Origin of the sequence: Streptomyces roseoverticillatus (genome assembly GCF_000719265.1) — a bacterium.
GTDB lineage: Bacteria > Actinomycetota > Actinomycetes > Streptomycetales > Streptomycetaceae > Streptomyces > Streptomyces roseoverticillatus.
In genome coordinates, this window is sequence record NZ_JOFL01000002.1 from 110,996 (window position 1) to 129,899 (window position 18,904).

General features: G+C 73.7%; 16 protein-coding genes. 7 read left to right on the forward strand and 9 right to left on the reverse strand.

All coding sequences use genetic code 11. The features are described 5' to 3' along the window. Window positions 1-149 precede the first annotated feature (149 nt). Window positions 150-1,190 carry an ATP-binding cassette domain-containing protein gene (locus IF61_RS0102740; protein WP_030364560.1) on the forward strand — a complete coding sequence of 347 codons (1,041 nt, stop codon included), beginning with the start codon at window positions 150-152 and terminating at the stop codon, window positions 1,188-1,190. Next, a complete protein-coding gene (locus tag IF61_RS0102745; protein WP_030364561.1) occupies window positions 1,187-2,011 on the forward strand; it encodes an ABC transporter permease in 825 nt (274 codons plus the stop codon). Before IF61_RS0102740 ends, IF61_RS0102745 begins: the two co-directional genes overlap by 4 nt. A 30-nt stretch (window positions 2,012-2,041) precedes the next feature. Here the strand turns inward: IF61_RS0102745 and IF61_RS0102750 are convergent, their stop codons facing one another. Next, the gene (locus IF61_RS0102750; protein WP_030364562.1) at window positions 2,042-5,518 is read right to left on the reverse strand and encodes an AfsR/SARP family transcriptional regulator; all 3,477 of its coding nucleotides are present in this window, start codon (window positions 5,516-5,518) and stop codon (window positions 2,042-2,044) included. Between the two features lie 114 nt (window positions 5,519-5,632). Between IF61_RS0102750 and IF61_RS0102755 the strand changes: the two genes are divergently transcribed. After that, window positions 5,633-6,436 carry a site-2 protease family protein gene (locus IF61_RS0102755; RefSeq protein WP_030364563.1) on the forward strand — a complete coding sequence of 268 codons (804 nt, stop codon included), beginning with the start codon at window positions 5,633-5,635 and terminating at the stop codon, window positions 6,434-6,436. Window positions 6,437-6,440: 4 nt separating this feature from the next. Here IF61_RS0102755 and IF61_RS0102760 read toward each other — a convergent pair whose 3' ends face one another. Both IF61_RS0102760 and IF61_RS0102765 read right to left on the reverse strand, forming a co-directional pair. Next, window positions 6,441-7,643, reverse strand: coding sequence for a cytochrome P450 (locus IF61_RS0102760; RefSeq protein WP_030364564.1), 1,203 nt, complete (start codon window positions 7,641-7,643; stop codon window positions 6,441-6,443). Window positions 7,644-7,716: 73 nt separating this feature from the next. Beyond that, on the reverse strand, window positions 7,717-8,475 hold the full coding sequence (locus IF61_RS0102765; RefSeq protein WP_030364565.1) for a DUF4232 domain-containing protein: 759 nt from the start codon (window positions 8,473-8,475) through the stop codon (window positions 7,717-7,719). Between the two features lie 220 nt (window positions 8,476-8,695). On the opposite strand from IF61_RS0102765, the gene IF61_RS0102770 reads away from it, so the two are divergent. Further along, a complete protein-coding gene (locus IF61_RS0102770) occupies window positions 8,696-10,090 on the forward strand; it encodes a helix-turn-helix domain-containing protein (RefSeq protein ID WP_030364566.1) in 1,395 nt (464 codons plus the stop codon). A gap of 72 nt (window positions 10,091-10,162) precedes the next feature. Here the strand turns inward: IF61_RS0102770 and IF61_RS0102775 are convergent, their stop codons facing one another. Next, window positions 10,163-10,354, reverse strand: coding sequence for a hypothetical protein (locus IF61_RS0102775; protein ID WP_030364567.1), 192 nt, complete (start codon window positions 10,352-10,354; stop codon window positions 10,163-10,165). A 132-nt stretch (window positions 10,355-10,486) separates the two neighbouring features. Then, the gene (gene npdG, locus IF61_RS0102780; protein WP_030364568.1) at window positions 10,487-11,200 is read right to left on the reverse strand and encodes an NADPH-dependent F420 reductase; all 714 of its coding nucleotides are present in this window, start codon (window positions 11,198-11,200) and stop codon (window positions 10,487-10,489) included. A 63-nt stretch (window positions 11,201-11,263) separates the two neighbouring features. On the opposite strand from npdG, the gene IF61_RS0102785 reads away from it, so the two are divergent. Then, complete coding sequence (locus tag IF61_RS0102785; RefSeq protein WP_030364569.1) at window positions 11,264-11,482, forward strand: DUF2277 domain-containing protein; 219 nt, start codon at window positions 11,264-11,266, stop codon at window positions 11,480-11,482. 10 nt (window positions 11,483-11,492) lie between these two features. On the opposite strand, the gene IF61_RS0102790 is transcribed toward IF61_RS0102785, so the two are convergent. The 4 genes from IF61_RS0102790 to IF61_RS0102805 form a co-directional block, all read right to left on the reverse strand. Then, window positions 11,493-12,191: a DsbA family oxidoreductase gene (locus IF61_RS0102790; protein WP_030364570.1), complete on the reverse strand. Its 699-nt coding sequence runs from the start codon at window positions 12,189-12,191 to the stop codon at window positions 11,493-11,495. Between the two features lie 118 nt (window positions 12,192-12,309). After that, window positions 12,310-14,064 (reverse strand): NAD+ synthase, encoded by a 1,755-nt coding sequence (locus tag IF61_RS0102795; RefSeq protein ID WP_030364571.1) that lies wholly within the window; start codon window positions 14,062-14,064, stop codon window positions 12,310-12,312. A gap of 62 nt (window positions 14,065-14,126) precedes the next feature. Further along, the gene (locus tag IF61_RS0102800; protein WP_030364572.1) at window positions 14,127-15,734 is read right to left on the reverse strand and encodes a multicopper oxidase family protein; all 1,608 of its coding nucleotides are present in this window, start codon (window positions 15,732-15,734) and stop codon (window positions 14,127-14,129) included. A gap of 60 nt (window positions 15,735-15,794) precedes the next feature. Further along, a complete protein-coding gene (locus IF61_RS0102805) occupies window positions 15,795-16,229 on the reverse strand; it encodes a DUF6153 family protein (protein WP_245684377.1) in 435 nt (144 codons plus the stop codon). Between the two features lie 229 nt (window positions 16,230-16,458). Between IF61_RS0102805 and gadC the strand changes: the two genes are divergently transcribed. Next, entirely contained in the window at window positions 16,459-17,823 is a 1,365-nt protein-coding gene (gene gadC, locus IF61_RS0102810; protein ID WP_235485837.1) for a glutamate/gamma-aminobutyrate antiporter GadC, read from the forward strand. Between the two features lie 112 nt (window positions 17,824-17,935). After that, complete coding sequence (locus IF61_RS0102815) at window positions 17,936-18,793, forward strand: alpha/beta fold hydrolase (protein WP_043187674.1); 858 nt, start codon at window positions 17,936-17,938, stop codon at window positions 18,791-18,793. Window positions 18,794-18,904: the final 111 nt, after the last annotated feature.

Here is an 18,904-nt window from a genome sequence, read left to right on the forward strand (position 1 = left end):
CCGCCGGTATCCGCCGTGTCGGTTGCTCGCCGTTGCGGCGGAAGGTTCCCCGCGGCACCGGCGGCAAGGCGCCCGCCTACAGGTCACCGACAACACGCTGTCGGTGACCTGTAGGCGGCTTGTCAGTGGGCGCTGGCACTGTGGTGGGCATGACGCGAAACGACACCACTCGGGGGGCGGGCAGCGGCGGGAACGCCGTCGAGGTCCGCGGCCTCGTCAAGCACTTCGGCGCCACCAAGGCGCTCGACGGAGTCGACCTGGACGTACGCGAGGGCACCGTCCTCGGCGTCCTCGGCCCCAACGGCGCAGGCAAGACCACGCTCGTGCGCTGCCTGTCCACGCTGCTCCGGCCGGACGCGGGCACCGCCCGCGTCGCGGGGTACGACGTGGTGGCCCAGCCCCGGCAGCTGCGCCGGGTGATCGGCCTGACCGGGCAGTACGCCTCGGTGGACGAGAAGCTGTCCGGCTTCGAGAACCTGTACATGATCGGCCGGCTGCTGGACCTGTCCCGCAAGGACGCCCGCCGCCGCGGCGAGGAGATGCTGGAGCGCTTCTCCCTGACCGAGGCCGCCAAGCGGCCCGCCGGGCAGTACTCCGGCGGCATGCGCCGCCGGCTGGACCTGGCCGCCTCCATGATCGGCCGCCCGGCGGTGCTCTATCTGGACGAGCCCACCACCGGCCTCGACCCCCGCACCCGCAACGAGGTGTGGGAGGAGGTCCAGCGGATGGTCGCCGAGGGCTCCACCGTCCTCCTCACCACGCAGTACATGGAGGAGGCCGAGCAGCTCGCGAGCGAGCTGACGGTCATCGACCGCGGCCAGGTCATCGCGGGCGGCCGGGTGGACGAGCTGAAGGCGAAGGTCGGCGGCCGCACCCTGCAGATCCGCCCGGCGGACCGCGGCGAGCTGCACCGCATGGTCGGCGAGGTGGCCCGGGCCCAGCTCGACGGGATCGCCGGCGCCACCGCCGACGAGGCCGAGGGCGTCGTCAACGTCCCGATCATCAGCGACGAGCAGCTGACGGCCGTCGTCGCCCTGCTGGGATCGCGCGGCTTCGCGATCTCCGGCATCTCCACCCACCTGCCGAGCCTCGACGAGGTCTTCCTCGCCGTCACCGGCCAGAAGGCGTCGAGCTCCGCCCCGGAGCAGGACGCAGCCGACACCGACGCACTCCAGGAGGTCGCCGCATGAGCGCGGCTACGCTCAGCGCGCCCGCGGCGGCGCCCGCCCGCGAGGGCCGCATCGGCCTGCGGGCCAACCTGCGGCACATCGGCGCCCTCGCGCGCCGCAACCTGCTGCAGATCAAGGCCGATCCGGAGTCGATGTTCGACGCCGTGATCATGCCGATCATCTTCATCCTGCTCTTCACGTACGTCTTCGGCGGCTCGATGGCCGGCAAGGGCCACGAGAAGGAGTACCTCAACTACCTGGTGCCCGGCCTGATGGCCATGCAGGGCATGAACATCGCCATGGCCGTCGGCACCGGCGTCAACGACGACTTCAAGAAGGGGGTGATGGACCGCTTCCGCACCATGCCGATAGCCCGGTCCTCCGTCCTCATCGCGAAGATCGTGGTCGAGATCGGCCGGATGCTCGTCGCCACCGCCATCCTGCTCGGCATGGGCTTCGCCCTCGGCCTGTCCATCACGACCACCCCGCTGCACCTGCTGGCCGCGGTCGCCCTGTCCGTGGTGTTCGGCGCCTCGCTGATGTGGGTCTTCATCCTGCTGGGCCTGTCCCTGAAGACCCCGCAGGCCGTCCAGGGCATGGCGATGATCATCCTGATGCCGCTCCAGTTCGGCAGCTCGATCTTCGCGCCGACCGCGAAGATGCCCGGCTGGCTGGAGGGCTTCACCAAGTACAACCCGCTGTCCAACCTCGCCGATGCCGCACGGCACCTGATGCGCGGCGGGCCCGTCGCCCACTCGGTGTGGATGACGCTGGCCTGGGCCGTCGCCATCACCCTCGTGACCGCGCCCCTGGCCGTCTCGAAGTTCCGCAAGAAGACCTGAGCCGGTCCGGCGGCGCATGCGTCGTACGCGTCATACGAGGGCGGCGGCCTCCAGCAAGGAGAGGCCGCTGCCCTCGGCGTACGCCTGTTCGTACGCGCCGTCGTCGAGCACCTCCCGCACCCAGGCCTCCGCGCGCTCGTACACATCGCGCTCCACCGACGTCACCGGGAAGTCGGGCGGGCGCAGGGCCTCACCGGCGCCCAGCAGCCGGGCCGCGAGCAGCGCGTGCTCCTCGCGGGCGGCCTGCTCCCCGTGCTCCCCGCCGGCCAGCCCGGCGTGGGCGAAGGCGGAGAAGAGCAGGTGCGTCATCGGCAGCTGCGGCACCGCCAGCGTCGACAGCGGGTCGCCGGCCATCGACAGGGCCTTGCGCAGCCTGGGCAGGGCGTCCGCCGGACGGCCCTCCAGCGTGTCCAGCCAGGCCATCTGACCGCACATCAGGCTCTCGAACATCACCACCGAGCGGATGCCGAAGTCCGCCATCAGCTCGTCGAAGATCTCCCGGGCCTCGGCCGTGCGCCCGGTGCGGGCGACCCGCACGCCGAGCTGCAGCCGCCCGAAGATCGCGGCGTCCGTGTTGCCCTGCTCCGCCTCCGCGATGGCGTCGCGGAGCATCTGCTCGCCCTCCTCGTCGCCGACCGCCCCCGCCTCGACCAGCGCCCCGGCGAGCCGGGCGCGCAGCGCCGGCAGCTGCCCGGTCGAGCCGAGCTCACGGACCTGCTCCAGGGCCTCCCGGTAGTCCTCGGCCGCCAGGCCGTACTGCCCGCGCCGCTCGTGCACCTCGCCCAGGCCCGTCAGGCCCTCCGCCACGCCCCAGGAGTCCCCGAGCCGCCGGAAGATCCGTACGCTCTCCTCCGCGTCCGCGGTGGCCTGGTCCAGCCCGCCGGGGTGGTCGTTGAATATCTTGGAGCGCAGTTGCAGGGAATGGCCCAGCTCCCACTCGTAACCCAGCTCGCGGCAGCGCGCGACCATCGTGTCCAAGGCCCGGTAGAGCGCGTCGAAATCGCCCGTCATGAGGACCGCGAAGAAGACGATGAAGCCCGGCCCGCGGCAGGTCTGCGGCTGCCCGTCGGCGTAGGCCGCGGCGATGGCGCGCAGTCTGTGCTGCGTCTCGGGCGCGTGGACCTCGGCCATGTCCGTGATGCTGATCAGCCGCGTCAGGTGGACCCCGCGCCGCGCCTCCGCCAGCACCTCGGGCGGCATCGGCGGCGGTTGCTCGGTGCACGTCACGTACAGCGGGGCGACCGGGTCGCCCGGCTCGGCGAAGGGGTCGGGGCCCATCGCGCCCACCGTCTCCGCCCAGTGCGCGGCGTCCGCGCGGTGCTCCCTGAGCTGCCAGAACCAGCCCAGGGACAGCACCAGGCACAGCGCCTCCTGCTCGTCCTGCGCGGCGACGGCGCGGCGCAGGGCGGTGCGCAGGTTGTCGTGCTCCAGCTCCAGGCGCTCCAGCCACGTGCCCTGGGCGGGGCCGCGCAGGAGCGGGTCGGCGGTGCGGGCCAGTTCGCGGTACGCCACGAGGTGGCGGTGCTCGGTGGCGGCGCGCTCGCCCGCCTCGTCCAGGCGCTCGGCGGCGTACTCCCCGACGGTCTCCAGCAGCCGGTAGCGCATCTCGCCGTCGGCGCCGGCGGGCGCGGCTACCACCAGCGACTTGTCGACGAGCGAGCCGAGGAGGGCGGCGACGTCCCGGGCCGGGGCGGCGTCCGGTCCCGGCGCGGTGCCGTCCAGGCCGTCCGAGCAGACCTCCTCCGCGGCGGCCAGGTCGCAGCCGCCGGAGAAGACGGACAGGCGGCGCAGGACCGCCCGCTCGGGGCCGGCCAGCAGGTCCCAGGACCAGTCGACGACCGCGCGCAGGGTCTGCTGGCGCGGCAGCACGGTGCGGCTGCCGGAGGTCAGCAGCCGGAAGCGGTCGTCCAGGCGGTCCGCGAGGGTGCGCGGGCTGAGCATCCGCAGCCGGGCGGCCGCGAGCTCGATCGCCAGCGGGAGCCCGTCCAGCCGGCGGCAGATCTCGGCGCAGGCCTCCGGGTCGTCCTCGACGCGGAAGCCCGGGCGGGCCGCGGCGCCGCGGTCGGCCAGCAGCCGCAGGGCCACGGTGTCGGGCAGCGGCTCCACGGGGCGCACCGCCTCGCCGGGCACGCCCAGCGGCTCACGGCTGGTGGCGAGCACCGTGACGCCCGGGCAGTGCGCGAGGAGCGTCTCGGCGACGCGGGCGGCGGCGTCGATCAGGTGCTCGCAGTTGTCGAGGACGAGCAGCATGCGGCGCGCCGCGCAGTGCTCGGCGAGCCTCGCCAGGGGGTCGGTCGCGGAGGCGTCGCTCGCGGCCCGCAGCCCGTCGGTGGTGGTCCGCACCACGGTCTCGCGGCCGCCGAGCGCGGTCAGCACGGTCTCCGGCACGGTGGCGGGGTCGTCGACGGGCGCGAGCTCGGCGAACCACACCCCGTCCGGCCACCCGCCCCCGCCCGCGGCGGCGGCCTCGGCGGCCTCCTGCGACAGCCGCGTCTTCCCGGCCCCGCCGGGGCCGAGGAGGGTGACCAGGCGCTGCGCCCGCAGATCGGCGCCGATGGACACGATGTCGTCCTCGCGCCCGACGAAGGAGGTGAGCCGGGCGCGGAGGTTGCCGGGCGGCACGGCCCTGTACGTGCCCGCGGGACCACCACCGGCGGAAAGACCCCCGCGGGGCGTGCTGACCGCGCCGTACGGGGCGGGTGTGAGGGGGAGCGCGGGGGTGTCGTGGGATGTTGCCGGGTCGTGCGGGGCCGGTGTGCTGTATGCGCTCGTGGTGCCCGGCGGGGTGTCGTGCGTCAGCAGCTCCCCGTGGAGTGCTCTGAGTTCCGGCCCCGGGTCCGTGCCGAGCCGGTCCGCGAGGTCGCGCGCCAGGTCCGCGTACGCCGCGAGCGCTTCCGCCGGGCGGCCCGCCGCGCGCAGGGCGCGCAGGTGGACGGCGCGCAGCGGCTCGTCCAGCGGATGCTCGTCGCACAGCGCCGCAAGCTCCGGAAGGATCTGCTCCGCACGGCCGAGGGCGACCGCGGCCGCGAGGCGCGTGCGCCGGGCGTCCAGGCGGCGTGCCTCGTAGCGCACGGCCAGCGCCGCCCGGCCCGGGAGGTCGGCGAGGACGGGACCGCGCCACAGGGCCAGCCCGGCGTCCAGCAGATCGGCCGCCTTGGCGGGGTCGCCGTCGGCCAGGGCCCGCGCACCCTCCTCGGCGAGCCGCTGGAAGCGGTGCAGGTCGACGTCCTCGGGCCCGGCGCAGAGCCGGTAGCCGCCGGCCGCCGAGGCCACGGCGGCGTGGCCGAGGGCGCGCCGGAGCCGGCCCACGAGGGCCTGCAGCGCGCCCGCCGCGTCGGCGGGCGGCTCGTCGTCCCAGACGGCGTCGATCAGCGCCTCGGCGGTGCGGACGCGCCCCGGGTGCAGGGCGAGCGCGGCGAGGAGGGCGCGCAGCCGGGCGCCGCCGAGGGCGGCGGCCCGGCCGTCGCCGGAGTGGGCCTGGGTGGTGCCGAGGATGCCGTAACGCACCCGCCCATTGTCCCCCGGCCCGCACGGCCGGGTTACGGGCGGGAGGGGTGGAGGAAGTACCGTCACCCCGGTACCTCCCGGTACGTCACGGCCCCACCTCACAGGAGCACAGGTATGTCGACAGCGACCCGCGGCGAACGGCGCGTGAGCCCCGTCTTCCTCGCCCTCGTCGCCATCATGGCGGTCTCCATATGGGCGGTGTGGACGGACTTCTCGGCGAGCCCGGGCTTCGCCGTCTTCCTCTTCGTCGTCTCCGGATGGGTCGTGTCGCTGTGCCTGCACGAGTACGCGCACGCGCGCACGGCCCTGCACGGGGGTGACCTCACGGTCGGCGCCAAGGGCTACCTGACGCTCGACCCGCTGAAGTACACGCACGCCCTGCTGAGCATCGTCCTGCCCGTCATCTTCGTGATCATGGGCGGGATCGGCCTGCCCGGCGGCGCCGTCTTCATCGAGCGCCACCGCATCCGCGGCCGCTGGAAGCACAGCATGATCTCGGCCGCGGGCCCGCTGACGAACGCCGCGTTCGCCGTGGTCGTCACGGCCCCCTTCTGGCTGGGCGCCATGGACGGCGTGCCGGACCACTTCCGCTACGCGCTCGGTTTCATGGCCCAGCTGCAGGTGACGGCCGCGATCCTCAACTTCCTGCCCGTGCCCGGCCTGGACGGCTACGGCGTCGTCGAGCCGTGGCTGTCGTACAAGGTGCGGCGCCAGGTGGAGCCGTTCGCCCCGTTCGGGATACTGGCCGTCTTCGGCTTCCTGTGGATCCCCGAGGTCAACCACGCGTTCTTCGACATGATCGACGCGGTGCTGCGGTCCCTCGACGTCACGCCGTGGGACACGTACTGGGGCCGGGAGCTGTTCCGCTTCTGGCAGGGGACGCCGGACATCCCGCCGCTGTCGGGCCTGGTGTTCTGACAAGTCACCACGTGACCGGGAGCCGGTGCACGCCGTAGATGTTGGCGTGGTGGCGCAGCGGCACCTCCTCGGGCGGGACGGCCAGCCGCAGCGACGGGAAGCGGGCGAAGAGCGCCGGGAAGGCGACCCGCATCTCGACGCGGGCCAGCTGCTGGCCCAGGCACTGGTGGATGCCGTGGCCGAAGCCCAGCTGCCCGACGGCCCTGCGGCTCAGGTCGAGGGTGTCGGGGCCGGGGAAGCGCTCGGGGTCGCGGTTGGCGGCCTGGAGGGAGAGGGTGACCGTGTCGCCGGCCCGGATCAGCAGGCCGTCCACCTCCACGTCCTCCAGCGCCGACCGCACCGTGGTGTGCGCGACCGTCAGGTAGCGCATCAGCTCCTCTACGGCCCCGCCGGCGAGCCCGGGGCCGGCGCGCAGGGCGGCGAGCTGGTCCGGGTTGCTCAGCAGGGCGAAGGTGCCGTGCGCGAGCATGTTCGCGGTGGTGTCGAGGCCGGCGCCCAGCAGGAAGCCGCCGAGGCCGGTGAGCTCCTCGTCCGTGAGGTCGCCGGCGGTCAGGTCGCTGAGCAGGTCGTCGGTGGGCGCGGCGCGCTTGGCCGACACCAGCGCCTGGATGTACTCCTGCAGCCCGGTCCACGCCGCGTGCATCTCCTCCGCCGAGGAGTTCTGGTCCATCAGCGCCGCCGTGTGCCGCTGGAAGACCTCCCGGTCCGCGTACGGCACCCCCAGCAGCTCGCAGATCATCAGCGCGGGCACGGGCTGTGCGAACGCCTCGACCAGATCGAGCGGGCCTCCCCGCCGCTCCATGGCGTCCAGGCGCCCGGCGGTGATCTCCTCCAGGCGCGCGGTGAGCGCGTCCATCCGCCGGACGGTGAACTTCCCGGCGAGCAGCCGCCGGTAGCGGGTGTGCTCGGGGGCGTCCATTCCGGTCATGTCCCCGGTCGGTGCGGGCGGCAGGGCGCCCTCGGGCCCTCCGGGGAGCGGGTAGTGCATGAGCTCGTAGCGCGCGCTGAAGCGGGAGTCGGCCAGGATCGCGCGGACCGCGGACCAGCCGGTGGCCAGCCAGCCCACGTGCCCGTCGGGGTAGCGCATCGGAACCAGCGGCCGTTCTTCGCGCAGGGCGCCCAGACCGGCGGGCGGGTCGAAGGGACAGCCTGCCGGGCGGTCTGTCGGCAGGGATACGGGGGGCTGCACGAGCAGTTCGTCATTCATGACGCCACCATGGCATTGAAGTGGCGCCATAGGCAAGGGTATTGGCGTCAAGACGGGATGGGGGGGCGGGGAGTCAGGAGAGCGCGTCCCCGGGAGACGTCACCCAGTACGTGACGCGCAGGGCGTTGTCGACGTGCACGCCCTTCGCCTGCAGGGCGGCCTCGACCATCCTGTCGCTGCCCTCGAAGCCGATCTGCAGGCTCTGCGCCGTGTAGCCCTCGCCACCGCTGCCTTCGCCCGAGGACAGGATCACGCCGGCGTAGCCCTTCTCGCCCGGCTTGAGCGAGGTGACCGCCTGCGGCTTGCTGTCCTCGATGACCGGCGGGACGGACTGGGCGCCCTCGAACTTGACGACGGGATAGCCCTTCAGGTCGCACATCTTGGAGCCCTTGTTGGTGAGGGTGAGCAGCATGTGGTTCAGGGGGCGGGAGACCGGTGTGGCGACGACCTCCACGTCGGCAGCGCTGCAGTCCACGCGGTTCTCGGGGGCGTACGGGTCGCGAGACGCGCTGCCCTTTCCGCCCTTTCCGCCCTTGCCGGTCCTTCCATCCGTTCCAGCCGTTCCATCCGTTCCGCGGGCGCGGTGGGACGTGGAGGAGGCCGGTGCGGCGGACTTCGCGGCCGACGCGTCCCGCTCCGGCGCCTGCGCCGGCCCGGAGGGCTGCGGGGCCGCGGAAGAGGCCTGCGGGGAGGCGGCGCCTTCCTGGCGGACGCCCTCCCCCTTCCCGTCGGCCCCGCACGCCGTCAGGGAGAGCGCGGCGACGGCGACGGCTGCCATGGCGGCGGCGAGCAGGCGGGGGCGGGAGTCGGAGCGGCGGACGGAGGCGCGCATGGCTGAATCTCTTTCGGTACGGGTGGCCTGCACGGACGGTTGACCGTCCGCGGGCGGCGGGGCGTCGCTCAACCGGATGCGGGAGCGGCGTGCTTGGATGACGAAAGCTTGTGCGGGAACGTGTCCCGGAGGCCAGCGATACGGCCGAGTACGGGACGCGGGAATGCCCGCACAGGCTTTGACCTGGGGAAATGGCCGTTCCCTGGAATGGGGAGCTGGGATGGGGAGTGACGTGGGGGCGGGCGATCTCGCTGATCTGCTGCGAGAGCTGAAGGAGCGTTCGGGCCTGAGCTACGGCGTGCTGGCCAAGCGACTGCACGTCAGTACGTCGACGCTGCACCGGTATTGCAGCGGGGCCGCTGTGCCGGCGGAGTTCGCTCCGGTCGAGCGGCTGGCCCGCTTGTGCAAGGCCACGCCGGAAGAGCTGATGGAGGTTCACCGGCGGTGGATCGTGGCGGACGCGACGCGCGGCCGCAAGCAGCAGGCGGAGCCTGCGGCTAAGGCGGAAGCCGGGGGCTCCGCGGCGCCGGAGGAGCCCCCGGCAGGGGAACGGGCCGAGTCGCGGGAAGGGGCCGAGCCGGAGGAGGAGCCCGCACCGGGCGAGGCGCCGGTGGCGCCACCCGTGGCCCCATCGGAGCAGTCGGCGGCGCCACAGCGCAGGCGGCTGCCCCGTAGAACCGCCCTCGCGGCGCTCGCCGCCGCCGCGACCGTCACCGTCCTGGGCTCCGCGGCGCTCGCCGTCACGCTCAGCGGCGGCGGCAGCAACGGCGGCGGCAGCGGCTCCGGCGACGACAGGAGGGGCCGGATCGTGGAAGCCGCCTCGCCGGGGACGGGGAAGACGCACGCGTCCGGAAAGCCCGGCACGGGCGGCAGCAGCAGCCCGTCGGCCGGGCCGTCCCCCTCACAGAGCCGGGAGCAGGAGAGCGGAAAGGGCAGCGCGTCCCCGTCCCCCGGGAACGGGCCGGAGCCGGAGCCGGAGACCGGCGGCGGAAAGGGCCCCGGCAAGCCCGCCGGCGTTCCCCTGACCGCCCACGTCCGGCCCCACGCCTACGAAGATCCCTGCACCCAGCACTACCTGGTCGACCGGTCGCCCGGCGGCGTCCCGCTGCCCCCCTCGGAGCCGGACGCGCCCGGCTGGGTGTCCCGGGTCGGTGCCGTCCCGGCCGGCGAGCAGTACGTCAAGATCACCCTGCAGGGCACCGGCAAGGAGACCGTCGTCCTCGAAGGACTGCAGGTCCGGGTGGAGGACACCAAGCCGCCGCTCGCCTGGAACGACTACGCGACGGGCGTCGGATGCGGCGGCGACGTCGCGACGCGCTCCTTCGGCGTCGACCTCGACTCCGCGCGGCCCGCCGCCGCGCCCAGGGACGGGCAGCGCGACTTCCCGTACAAGGTGAGCGAGACCGACCCCGAGGTCTTCTACGTCAAGGCGGCCGCCCGGCGCCACGACGTCACCTGGTACCTGGAGGTGCAGTGGTCCAGCGGCGGCCGGCGCGGGGTCCTGCGGATCGACGACCAGGGCAGGCCCTTCCGCACCAGCGGTGCCGAGGGCAGGCCCGCCTACCAGTGGCCGCCGGGCGGGGCGGGCTGGGAACCGGCGCCGCGCGGCGACTGAAGCGGGCCGTGGCCGTGGCCGTGGCCGTGGCCTTGACCGGTCCGGGGCCGCCGTCCGGCGGCCCCGCCCGCCTCAGGCGCTCTCGCCGGCGGCCGCGGCCTTGTCGTTCTTCGCCTTGCGCACGTAGTACCAGGCGATGTTGGACGAGACGCCGAGCAGCAGGATCCAGATGATGCCGAGCCAGCTGCCCTGGGCGAAGGAGACGACGGCCGCCGCGACCGAGAGGACGCAGACGGCGAGGGCGTAGAGGGCGAGGCGGGGCATGGGGGACGGCTCCTGTCCGGGGGCGCATACGGTCACGATCCCGGCCATTGTCGCTCAGGCGCCGTGCCCGCGTCCCCCCGCCCCGTGCCCCGCCGGGGGTGCTTCGGCCAGACGTCGGTTTCAGATGTCGGTTCAGACGTCGGTGACGCGCAGCCCGGCGTGCGCCTTGTAGCGGCGGTTCACCGAGATCAGGTTGGCGACCAGCGACTCCACCTGGTGCGCGTTGCGCAGCCGGCCCGCGAAGACGCCGCGCATGCCGGGGATGCGGCCCGCCAGGGCCTGCACGACGTCGGTGTCGGCGCGCGCCTCGCCGAGCACCATCACGTCGGTGTCGATCGCGTCGATCTCCGGGTCCTGCAGCAGGACGGCCGACAGGTGGTGGAAGGCGGCGGTGACGCGCGAGTCCGGCAGCAGGGCGGCGGCCTGCTCGGCGGCGCTGCCCTCCTCAGGCTTCAGGGCGTACGCGCCCTGCTTGTCGAAGCCGAGCGGGTTCACGCAGTCGACGACGAGCTTGCCGGCGAGCTCCTCGCGCAGCCCTTCGAGGGTCTTGGCGTGGCCGTCCCACGGCACCGCGACGATCACGATGTCGCTGCGCCGCGCGCACTCGGCGTTGCCGGCGCCCTCGACGCCGAGGCCCAGCTCGCCGGCGGCCGCCTGCGCCCGCTCGGCCGCACGCGAGCCGATGATCACCCGCTGGCCGGCCTTGGCCAGCCGGTAGGCGAGGCCGCGGCCCTGGTCACCGGTGCCGCCGAGCACGCCGACCACGAGGCCGGAGACGTCGGGCAGCTCCCAAGGGTCCTTCGCCGGGGCCTTCTTCACGTTCCGGGCGTCATCAGAAGTAGTCATGACAGCGATACTGTCACGCTGCCGTGCACGCACGTACGAGGGAGCGGGCGGCACACTGGACTCATGTGCCGCAGCATCAAGACCCTGCGCCCGCCGATGACGCCCTCCGTCGAGGACGAGGACATCCGGGCGGCCGCCCTGCAGTACGTGCGGAAGGTGTCCGGGTTCCACCACCCCGCCGCGCACAACCAGGCCGTGTTCGAGGAGGCCGTGACCGCCGTGACGGCGGCCACGAAGCGGCTGCTCGACGGCCTGGAGGTGCGGGGCGCGGCGAAGGGGTAGCCCGGCGGGCTCAGACCGCGCAGGCGCCGTCGGCGCAGGCCGCGCCGGCGCCCGCCGCGGCGGTGCCCGCCTCGGCCTCCGCCGCCTCCGCGACCTGCTGGAGGACCTTCAGGAAGGTGGCCGGCTCCTGGCCGCCCTGGACGGCCCACTGCCCCTCGAAGACGAATGTCGGGACGGCCGTGACGCCCCGCTGCCGCGCCTCCTCGATCTCGTCCAGGACCTCGTCGTGCAGGCCGTCGCCGTCGAGGAACGCGGCGACGGGGGCGCGGTCCAGGCCCACGGTGACGGCGGCGTCCGTGAGGTGCTCGCGGTCGCCGATGTCGAGGCCCTCGCCGAAGTGGGCCTCCAGCAGCCGGCCCTTGAGCCGGGCCTGGGCATCCCGCCCGTACTCCTCCAGGACGAAGCGCAGCAGGCGGTGGGCCAGCAGGGAGTTGTTCTCGACGACGGTGTCGAAGTCGAAGACGAGCCCCTCGTCCGCCCCCAGTCGCGTGATGTGGTCGTCCATGGCGACGGACTGCGGTCCGTACTTGGCGGCCAGCACCTCGCGGTGGGGGAGCGGCTCCTCCGGGGCGTGCGGGTCCAGCTGGAAGGGCCGGTAGACGACCTCGACATCGCCCGCGCCGGGGAACGCGGCGAGCGCCTGCTCGAAGCGGCGCTTGCCGACGTGGCACCACGGGCAGGCGATGTCGCTGTAGATCTCGACCTTCACTGCAGACTCACTCCATCAGCATTGCTTGAAAATCAAACAATGCTAACGCGGGCGACCGGAGTCTCGTCAGCCGACGAGCTGGACCTTGTTGCGGGCGCCGAACCCAACGACGCCCGCCTCACCCCGTCTCGCGCCACCGATTGGTGATCGGCAGCCGCCGGTCCTTCCCGAACCCCTTCGCCGAGATCTTCGTGCCCGGCGGGTACTGGCGCCGCTTGTACTCCGCCGTGTCGACCATCCGCAGGACGCGCGTGACCAGCTCCGTCTCGAAGCCCTCGGCGACGATTTCCGCGTGGCCGCGGTCGCGGTCGACGTAGAGCTCCAGGATCCGGTCGAGGACGTCGTAGTCGGGGAGGGAGTCCGTGTCCACCTGGCCCGGGCGCAGTTCGGCGCTCGGGGGCTTGGTGATGGAGTTCTCCGGGATGGGCGGGGTCTCGCCGCGGGTCGCGGCGTCCGCGTTGCGCCACTTCGCCAGGCGGAAGATCCAGGTCTTGTAGACGTCCTTGATCGGCCCGTACGCGCCGACGGAGTCGCCGTAGAGCGTCGAGTAGCCGCACGCGAGCTCGGACTTGTTGCCCGGCGCGAGGACGATGTGGCCCTCCTGGTTGGAGATGGCCATCAGCATCGTGCCGCGCAGCCGCGACTGCAGGTTCTCCTCGGCGAGGCCGGTCAGGCCCAGCGCCCCCATGTACGCGTCGAACATCGGCGCGATCGGGACGGTGCGGAAGTGGAGCCCGGTGCGGCGGGCGAGTTCGTCGGCGTCGGCGAGGGAGTGTTCGGAGGAGTAGCGCGACGGCATGGCCACGCCGTACACGTTCTCCGCCCCGACCGCGTCGCAGGCGATGGCCGCGACGAGCGCGGAGTCGATGCCGCCGGACAGGCCGATGAGGACGCTGCGGAAGTTGTTCTTGACGACGTACGCGCGCAGGCCCGTGACCAGCGCCTGGTAGACCTCGGCGTCGTCGCTCAGGTGCGGTGCCGCGCCGCCGGGCGTCTCCGGCTCGTAAGGGGGGAGCGGGTCCGCGGACAGCGTGACGTGGTCGATGCGCAGCCCGTCGGCCACGACCCCGGACGGCGCCTCGGGGGCGGCCGCCGGCAGGTCGAGGTCGAGCAGGACGCAGCCCTCCTCGAACTGCGGTGCCCGCGCGATCACCCCGCCGTCGCGGTCGACGACGATGGTGTCGCCGTCGAAGACGAGCTCGTCCTGGCCGCCGGTCATGGCCAGGTACGCGGTCGTGCAGCCGGCCTCCTGGGCGCGCTTGCGCACCAGCTCCAGGCGGGTGTCGTCCTTCTCCCGCTCGTACGGGGAGGCGTTGACCGACAGCAGCAGGCCGGCGCCCGCAGCACGCGCCGCGGGCACCCGGCCGCCCTCCTGCCACAGGTCCTCGCAGATGGCCAGCGCGACGTCCACGCCGTGCACCCGGACCACCGGCATGGTGTCGCCGGGCACGAAGTACCGGAACTCGTCGAAGACGCCGTAGTTCGGCAGGTGGTGCTTGGCGAAGGACAGCGCGACCGCGCCGCGGTGCAGCACGGCCGCGGCGTTGCGCGGTGCGCCCGCGGGGCGGCCCAGGCGCGGGCGTGCCTCCTCGCTGCGGTCCAGGTAGCCGACGAGGACCGGCAGCTCGCCGAGGCCCTCGGCGGCCAGGCGCGCGGCGAGGGCGTCCAGCGCGGCGCGCGAGGCGTCCACGAAGGAGGGCCGCAGGGCCAGGTCCTCGACCGGGTAGCCGGTCAGCGCCATCTCGGGGAACGCCACCAGGTGGGCGCCCTGCCCGGCGGAGTGCCGGGTCCAGTGGACGATCGACTCGGCGTTCCCGGCGAGATCGCCGACGCAGGAGTCGATCTGGTTCAGTGCGAGGCGAAGTTGAGGCACGCCGCCCAGAGTACTCGTCTATCTGACGCGATCTCTGAGCGGCGAGGTGCGGCGCTTGACCGTTACTTCCGGTAGCCGAGCAGCGTCATCATCCCGGACTCGGAGTGGTAGACGTTGTGGCAGTGGAGCATCCACAGGCCCGGGTTGTCGGCGTCGAAGTCCACGTCCAGTCGCTTGCCGGGCAGCACGATGGCCGTGTCCTTGCGCGGGCCGCCGCCCGGCAGGGCAAAGGTGTGGCCGTGCAGGTGCATGGGGTGCCACATCGTCGTCGCGTTGACGAACGAGAGCCGCACGCGCTCGCCCGCGGCCACGGGGAGCCGCCGCGAGGGCGCGTACTTCTCCCCGTTGATCGCCCAGTCGTACTTCGCCATCGACCCGGTCAGCCGGAGCGTGATCGTGCGGTCGGGGGAGCGGTCCCGTAGGCGTACGGCCTTGTCCGCCTTGAGCCGGTCGGCGGTGAGCAGCTGCCCGTCCAGCTCGCGCGGGCGCGCCGACGCGCCGGGGGCGGAGCCGCCGCCCGTCCGCAGCAGCGCGAACGCGGCCTCCTTCTTGCCCTCGGCCAGTGCCGTCAGCGGGAAGACCCCGTCCTTCGCCTCGACGAGCACGTCGTAGCGCTCGCCCATGCCCAGCAGCAGGGCGTCGGTCTCCGCGTGCTCGACGGGGAAGCCGTCCGTGTGCGTGACCGTCATCTTGTGGTCGCCGAGGGCCACGCGGAAGGCGGTGTCCCCGCCCGCGTTGACGAAGCGGATCCGGATCCGGTCGCCCGGCTTGGCCGCGAACGTCTCGGGGTCGGCGGGCGCGCGCCCGTTGACCAGGTAGTACGGGTAGGCGACGTCGCCCGCGTCCCCGCCGAGGAGGGGGCTGGTGGCGCCCATCAGCATGCGGGAGGGGGACTTCTCCGCCTCGGCCGCCGTCATCGACATGTGGTGCATGCCGCCCCCTCCGCCGCCGTGGTCCATGCCGCCCATGTCGTGGTCCATGCCACCCCCGCCGTGGTCCGTGCCGCCCATGCCCTTCGACAGTTCGGCCAGCACCGCGTCCGGCGTGCTGCCGTCCACCCCGTCGACCCAGTCGTCGAGGACGACGACCCACTCCCTGTCGTACTGCAGCGGCTCCTTGGGGTCCTCCACGATCAGCGGCGCGTACAGCCCGCGGTCCTGCTGGACGCCCGAGTGGGGGTGGAACCAGTACGTGCCGGGGTGCGTGACCGCGAAGCGGTAGTCGAAGGACGCGCCCGCCTGGACGGGGCGCTGGGTGACGCCGGGAACGCCGTCCATGTCGTTGCGGAGCGCGAGCCCGTGCCAGTGCATGGACGTGGGCTCGGGCAGGTGGTTGGCGAGCGTGAGGGCGAGGGTGTCGCCCGCGGTGACCCGGACCTCCTTGCCGGGCAGCCGGTCGCCGTAGGCCCAGGTGTCGACCGTACGGCCGCCCAGGTCGACCTGCGTGCGGGTCGCGGTCAGCCGGACGCTGCGGACCGGCCCGCTCCCGCGCTTCGCCTCGGCCGCGGCGACCTCCGCGCCGTCCGGCGTGACGAAGGCGGCGGGCGCGGCCGACGGGGAGGAGGAACCGCCCGCGCCGTCGGAGCAGGCGGCGAGCAGACCGCCGCCGGCAGCGGCGAGACCGGCGCCGAGGACGGCGCGGCGGGTGTGTGTGCGGTTGTGCGTACGCATGGGTGAGTGCACCTCTGAGGGGTCGGTGAAGAAGGGGCAGGGACGCGCAGAAGCGCGCTCCTACACCCGCAGCACCGACAGCCGCGCGAGGGACTTGTGCCGTGGAGGCGGCGGGATCGGCCACAGCGACCGCAGCAACCGCGCCCGGGCCGCGGCCAGGGCGGCGGCGGGACGGCGCAGGGCCGCGCTGACCAGCAGCAGGACGAGCGCCAGGAAGGCGGCGCCGAGGACGGCCAGGCAGACCGACATGGGGTCCATGCCGGGGGCGGACAGCGGATCGTCCGCGACGGGGGAGCCGGCGGGGGCGGAATGCGTCTGCGGGTGCGCGCCGGCCGTCGCATGCGTACGAGCCTCATGGCTCATCCCCGCGTGCCCCGTCGGATGCCCCAGCGTGTGCATCGTGACGATGCCCAGCAGCAGGGCGGAGAGCAGCAACAGGCGCCCGCACCACGCGGCCGCCGTCCCCTGCTGTCCGTTGCTGATCCCCCTCGTCACCCTCGCACCCTACCCCTACGGGGTATGCCCGCTCCACGGCCCCGGAAATGGGATTATGGGGCGAAACGTTTGCCGCTCCACGCGCACCACGCACGGCCTGAAGGACGCTCCCCCTCCCATGACCATCACGGAACCGGTGAGGGACGACCGTCCCGTCGCCGTCCCCGCACCGCCGAAGCCCCCGCGGCCCCAGCCGCAGCCCCAGTTCATCTCGTGGGTCACCCTCGCGATGATGACCACGGCCTCCGTGGCCAACCTGCGGCCCGCGCCGTCCATGGCGCTCTACGGACTGGCCGCCGTCTTCCTCTACCTCCTCCCGGCCGTGGTCTTCCTGCTGCCGACCGCCCTCGTCTCCGCCGAGCTGGCCTCCGGCTGGACCGGCGGCATCTACCGCTGGGTCAGCGAGGGGCTCTCCAAGCCGCTGGGCTTCCTGGCCGTGTGGTGCCAGTTCGCGATGACGATCGCCTACTACCCGAGCCTGCTGGCCTACGTGGCGAGCACCTTCGCCTACGTCATCGACCCGCGGCTCGCCGACAACGGCCTCTACGTCGCCATCGTGATCGTCGTCGTCTACTGGGCCGGCGTGCTGATCTCCTCGCGCGGCACGAAGGCCGTGGCCGGGCTGTCCAGCATGGGCCTCGTCATCGGCACCCTCATCCCGGGCGTCGTCCTCGTCGTCCTCGGCCTGGTCTTCCTCGGCCAGGGCAACGCCTCCGCCGCGCCCATGGACAGCGGCCACCTCCTCCCGCCGTGGACCGGCCTCGCCAGCCTCGTGCTGATCGTCGGCAACTTCCTGTCGTACGCGGGCATGGAGATGAACGGCGTTCACGTCTCCTCGCTGCGCGAGCCCGGCAAGCAGTTCCCGCGCTCGGTGTTCGCGGCCACCGGCCTCGTCCTGCTGATCTTCATCCTGCCCGCGCTGGCCATCAGCTGGGTCATGCCGGGCGAGGACCTCAGCCTCACCGCCGGCGTGATGCAGGCCTTCCAGGGCTTCTTCGACCACTTCCACGTGGGCTGGCTGACCAAGGTCGTCGGCGTGCTGCTCGTCGCCGCGGCGCTCGGCGGCATGCTCGCCTGGCTGGCCGGGCCCTCCAAGGGCCTGCTGATGGTCGCCCGGCAGGAGGGCTACCTGCCGCCCGCGCTGCAGAAGCTCAACAAGAACGGCGTCCAGCGCAACATCATGGTCGCCCAGGGCGCGCTCACCACCGTCATCGCGCTCCTCTACGCGTTCATCCCGGACGTCTCCAGCGCGTACTGGATCTTCTCCGTGATCACCACGCAGATCTACCTCGTCGTCTACCTGCTGATGTTCGCCGCCGCCGTCCGGCTGCGCCGCAATCAGCCGGACCGGCCGCGCGGCTTCCGGGTGCCCGCCCTGCACCTCGTCGCGGGCGTCGGCTTCGCGGCCTCGCTCGCCGCCATGTGCATCGGCTTCGTCCCGCCCGAACAGTTCGGCGGCGGCCCGCTCTGGCGCTACCTGCTCACCGTCGGCGGCGGGCTGTTCGTCCTCGGGTTCCTCACCCCGCTCGCCCTCCTGAAGTTCCGCAAACCGCACTGGGTGGCGCCGGAGCACCGGGAGAGCCCCGTCCGTTAGCTTGTCGGAGAGCGACGAGGGGGAGCCCATGAACAGCGCGAACGGCGGCAACGGCGTGAACGGCACGGTGCGGCCGCCGGCGGGGCCCGGCACCGAGCGGCCCCCGGGGCGCATGCTCCGCGTCGGCGGAGTGCCGCTGCACATCGTGCGCGAGGGCTCCGGGCCGGTGTGCGTGCTCAGCGCCGGGCTCGGCATGGGCTGGTTCGACTGGGAGCCCGTCGTGCCGCTGCTCACCCCGCACCGCACCGTCGTCCGCTTCGACCGGCCCGGCCTCGGCTTCAGCGCCCCGCCCCTCGAACCGCCCACCGCCGCGGGCGAGGCCGACCGGATAGCCGGCGTCCTCGACGCCCTCGGGCTGACCGGACCCGCGACGGTCGTCGGCCACTCCCTGGCCGGCTTCCACGCCGAGGCCTTCGCCCGCCTGCACCCGCAGCGCACCGCCGGCATCGTCCTCGTCGACGGCAGCGTCGAGGAGGACCCGCGGCCCGCGCCCGCCCGCGAGCTGCGCACCACCGCCGCCCACGCCCGCGGCCGCGTCCTCGCCGCGGCGGGGCTGCCGCGGGCGCTCGGCCCGGCCCTGCGCCGGCTCACCGTCCGCGCCTCGTCCGTCAGCCGCCAGGACCCGGCGCCCGCGGACCTCGTGCGGCGCACGTACGGCACGGGGCGGGTGGCGCGGGCGCTCCTCATGGAGAACGCCCGCTACCGCGACGTGGCCGCGGAGCTCGGCGCCCTGCGCGAGAGCCGGCCCATGCCGCCCGTGCCGGTGAGCGTGCTGGCGGCCTCCCCGGGCACGGGATCCTGGCTGGAACGCCGCTGGCTGGAGCGGCAGCGGGCGCTCGCCGAGCGGCTCGACGGCCGCTTCGAGGCGGTGGCCCCGGCGGGCCACCTCCTGATGTACGACCGCCCGCAGGCGGTGGCGGCGGCCGTCCTGGCGACGCCGGCACGCCTCCGGCGGGGCGATCCGGCGTAGGGGGCTGCGGCGGCGTCCGGCGGTGCCCGCCGCCCCGGGCCCGTGCGGGGCCGAGCCCCGCACCCGCGGCGGACCGTACGGAACCGGCCCCTCCATCCCGCGTCCACCCGC

Coding starts and splice junctions, on each gene's coding strand:
- IF61_RS0102740 (WP_030364560.1), top strand. CDS start 150: ATGACGCGAAACGACACCACTCGGGGGGCGGGCAGCGGCGGGAACGCC.
- IF61_RS0102745 (WP_030364561.1), top strand. CDS start 1,187: ATGAGCGCGGCTACGCTCAGCGCGCCCGCGGCGGCGCCCGCCCGCGAG.
- IF61_RS0102755 (WP_030364563.1), top strand. CDS start 5,633: ATGTCGACAGCGACCCGCGGCGAACGGCGCGTGAGCCCCGTCTTCCTC.
- IF61_RS0102760 (WP_030364564.1), bottom strand. CDS start 7,643: ATGAATGACGAACTGCTCGTGCAGCCCCCCGTATCCCTGCCGACAGAC.
- IF61_RS0102765 (WP_030364565.1), bottom strand. CDS start 8,475: ATGCGCGCCTCCGTCCGCCGCTCCGACTCCCGCCCCCGCCTGCTCGCC.
- IF61_RS0102770 (WP_030364566.1), top strand. CDS start 8,696: ATGGGGAGTGACGTGGGGGCGGGCGATCTCGCTGATCTGCTGCGAGAG.
- IF61_RS0102775 (WP_030364567.1), bottom strand. CDS start 10,354: ATGCCCCGCCTCGCCCTCTACGCCCTCGCCGTCTGCGTCCTCTCGGTC.
- npdG (WP_030364568.1), bottom strand. CDS start 11,200: ATGACTACTTCTGATGACGCCCGGAACGTGAAGAAGGCCCCGGCGAAG.
- IF61_RS0102785 (WP_030364569.1), top strand. CDS start 11,264: ATGTGCCGCAGCATCAAGACCCTGCGCCCGCCGATGACGCCCTCCGTC.
- IF61_RS0102800 (WP_030364572.1), bottom strand. CDS start 15,734: ATGCGTACGCACAACCGCACACACACCCGCCGCGCCGTCCTCGGCGCC.
- gadC (WP_235485837.1), top strand. CDS start 16,459: ATGATGACCACGGCCTCCGTGGCCAACCTGCGGCCCGCGCCGTCCATG.
- IF61_RS0102815 (WP_043187674.1), top strand. CDS start 17,936: ATGCTCCGCGTCGGCGGAGTGCCGCTGCACATCGTGCGCGAGGGCTCC.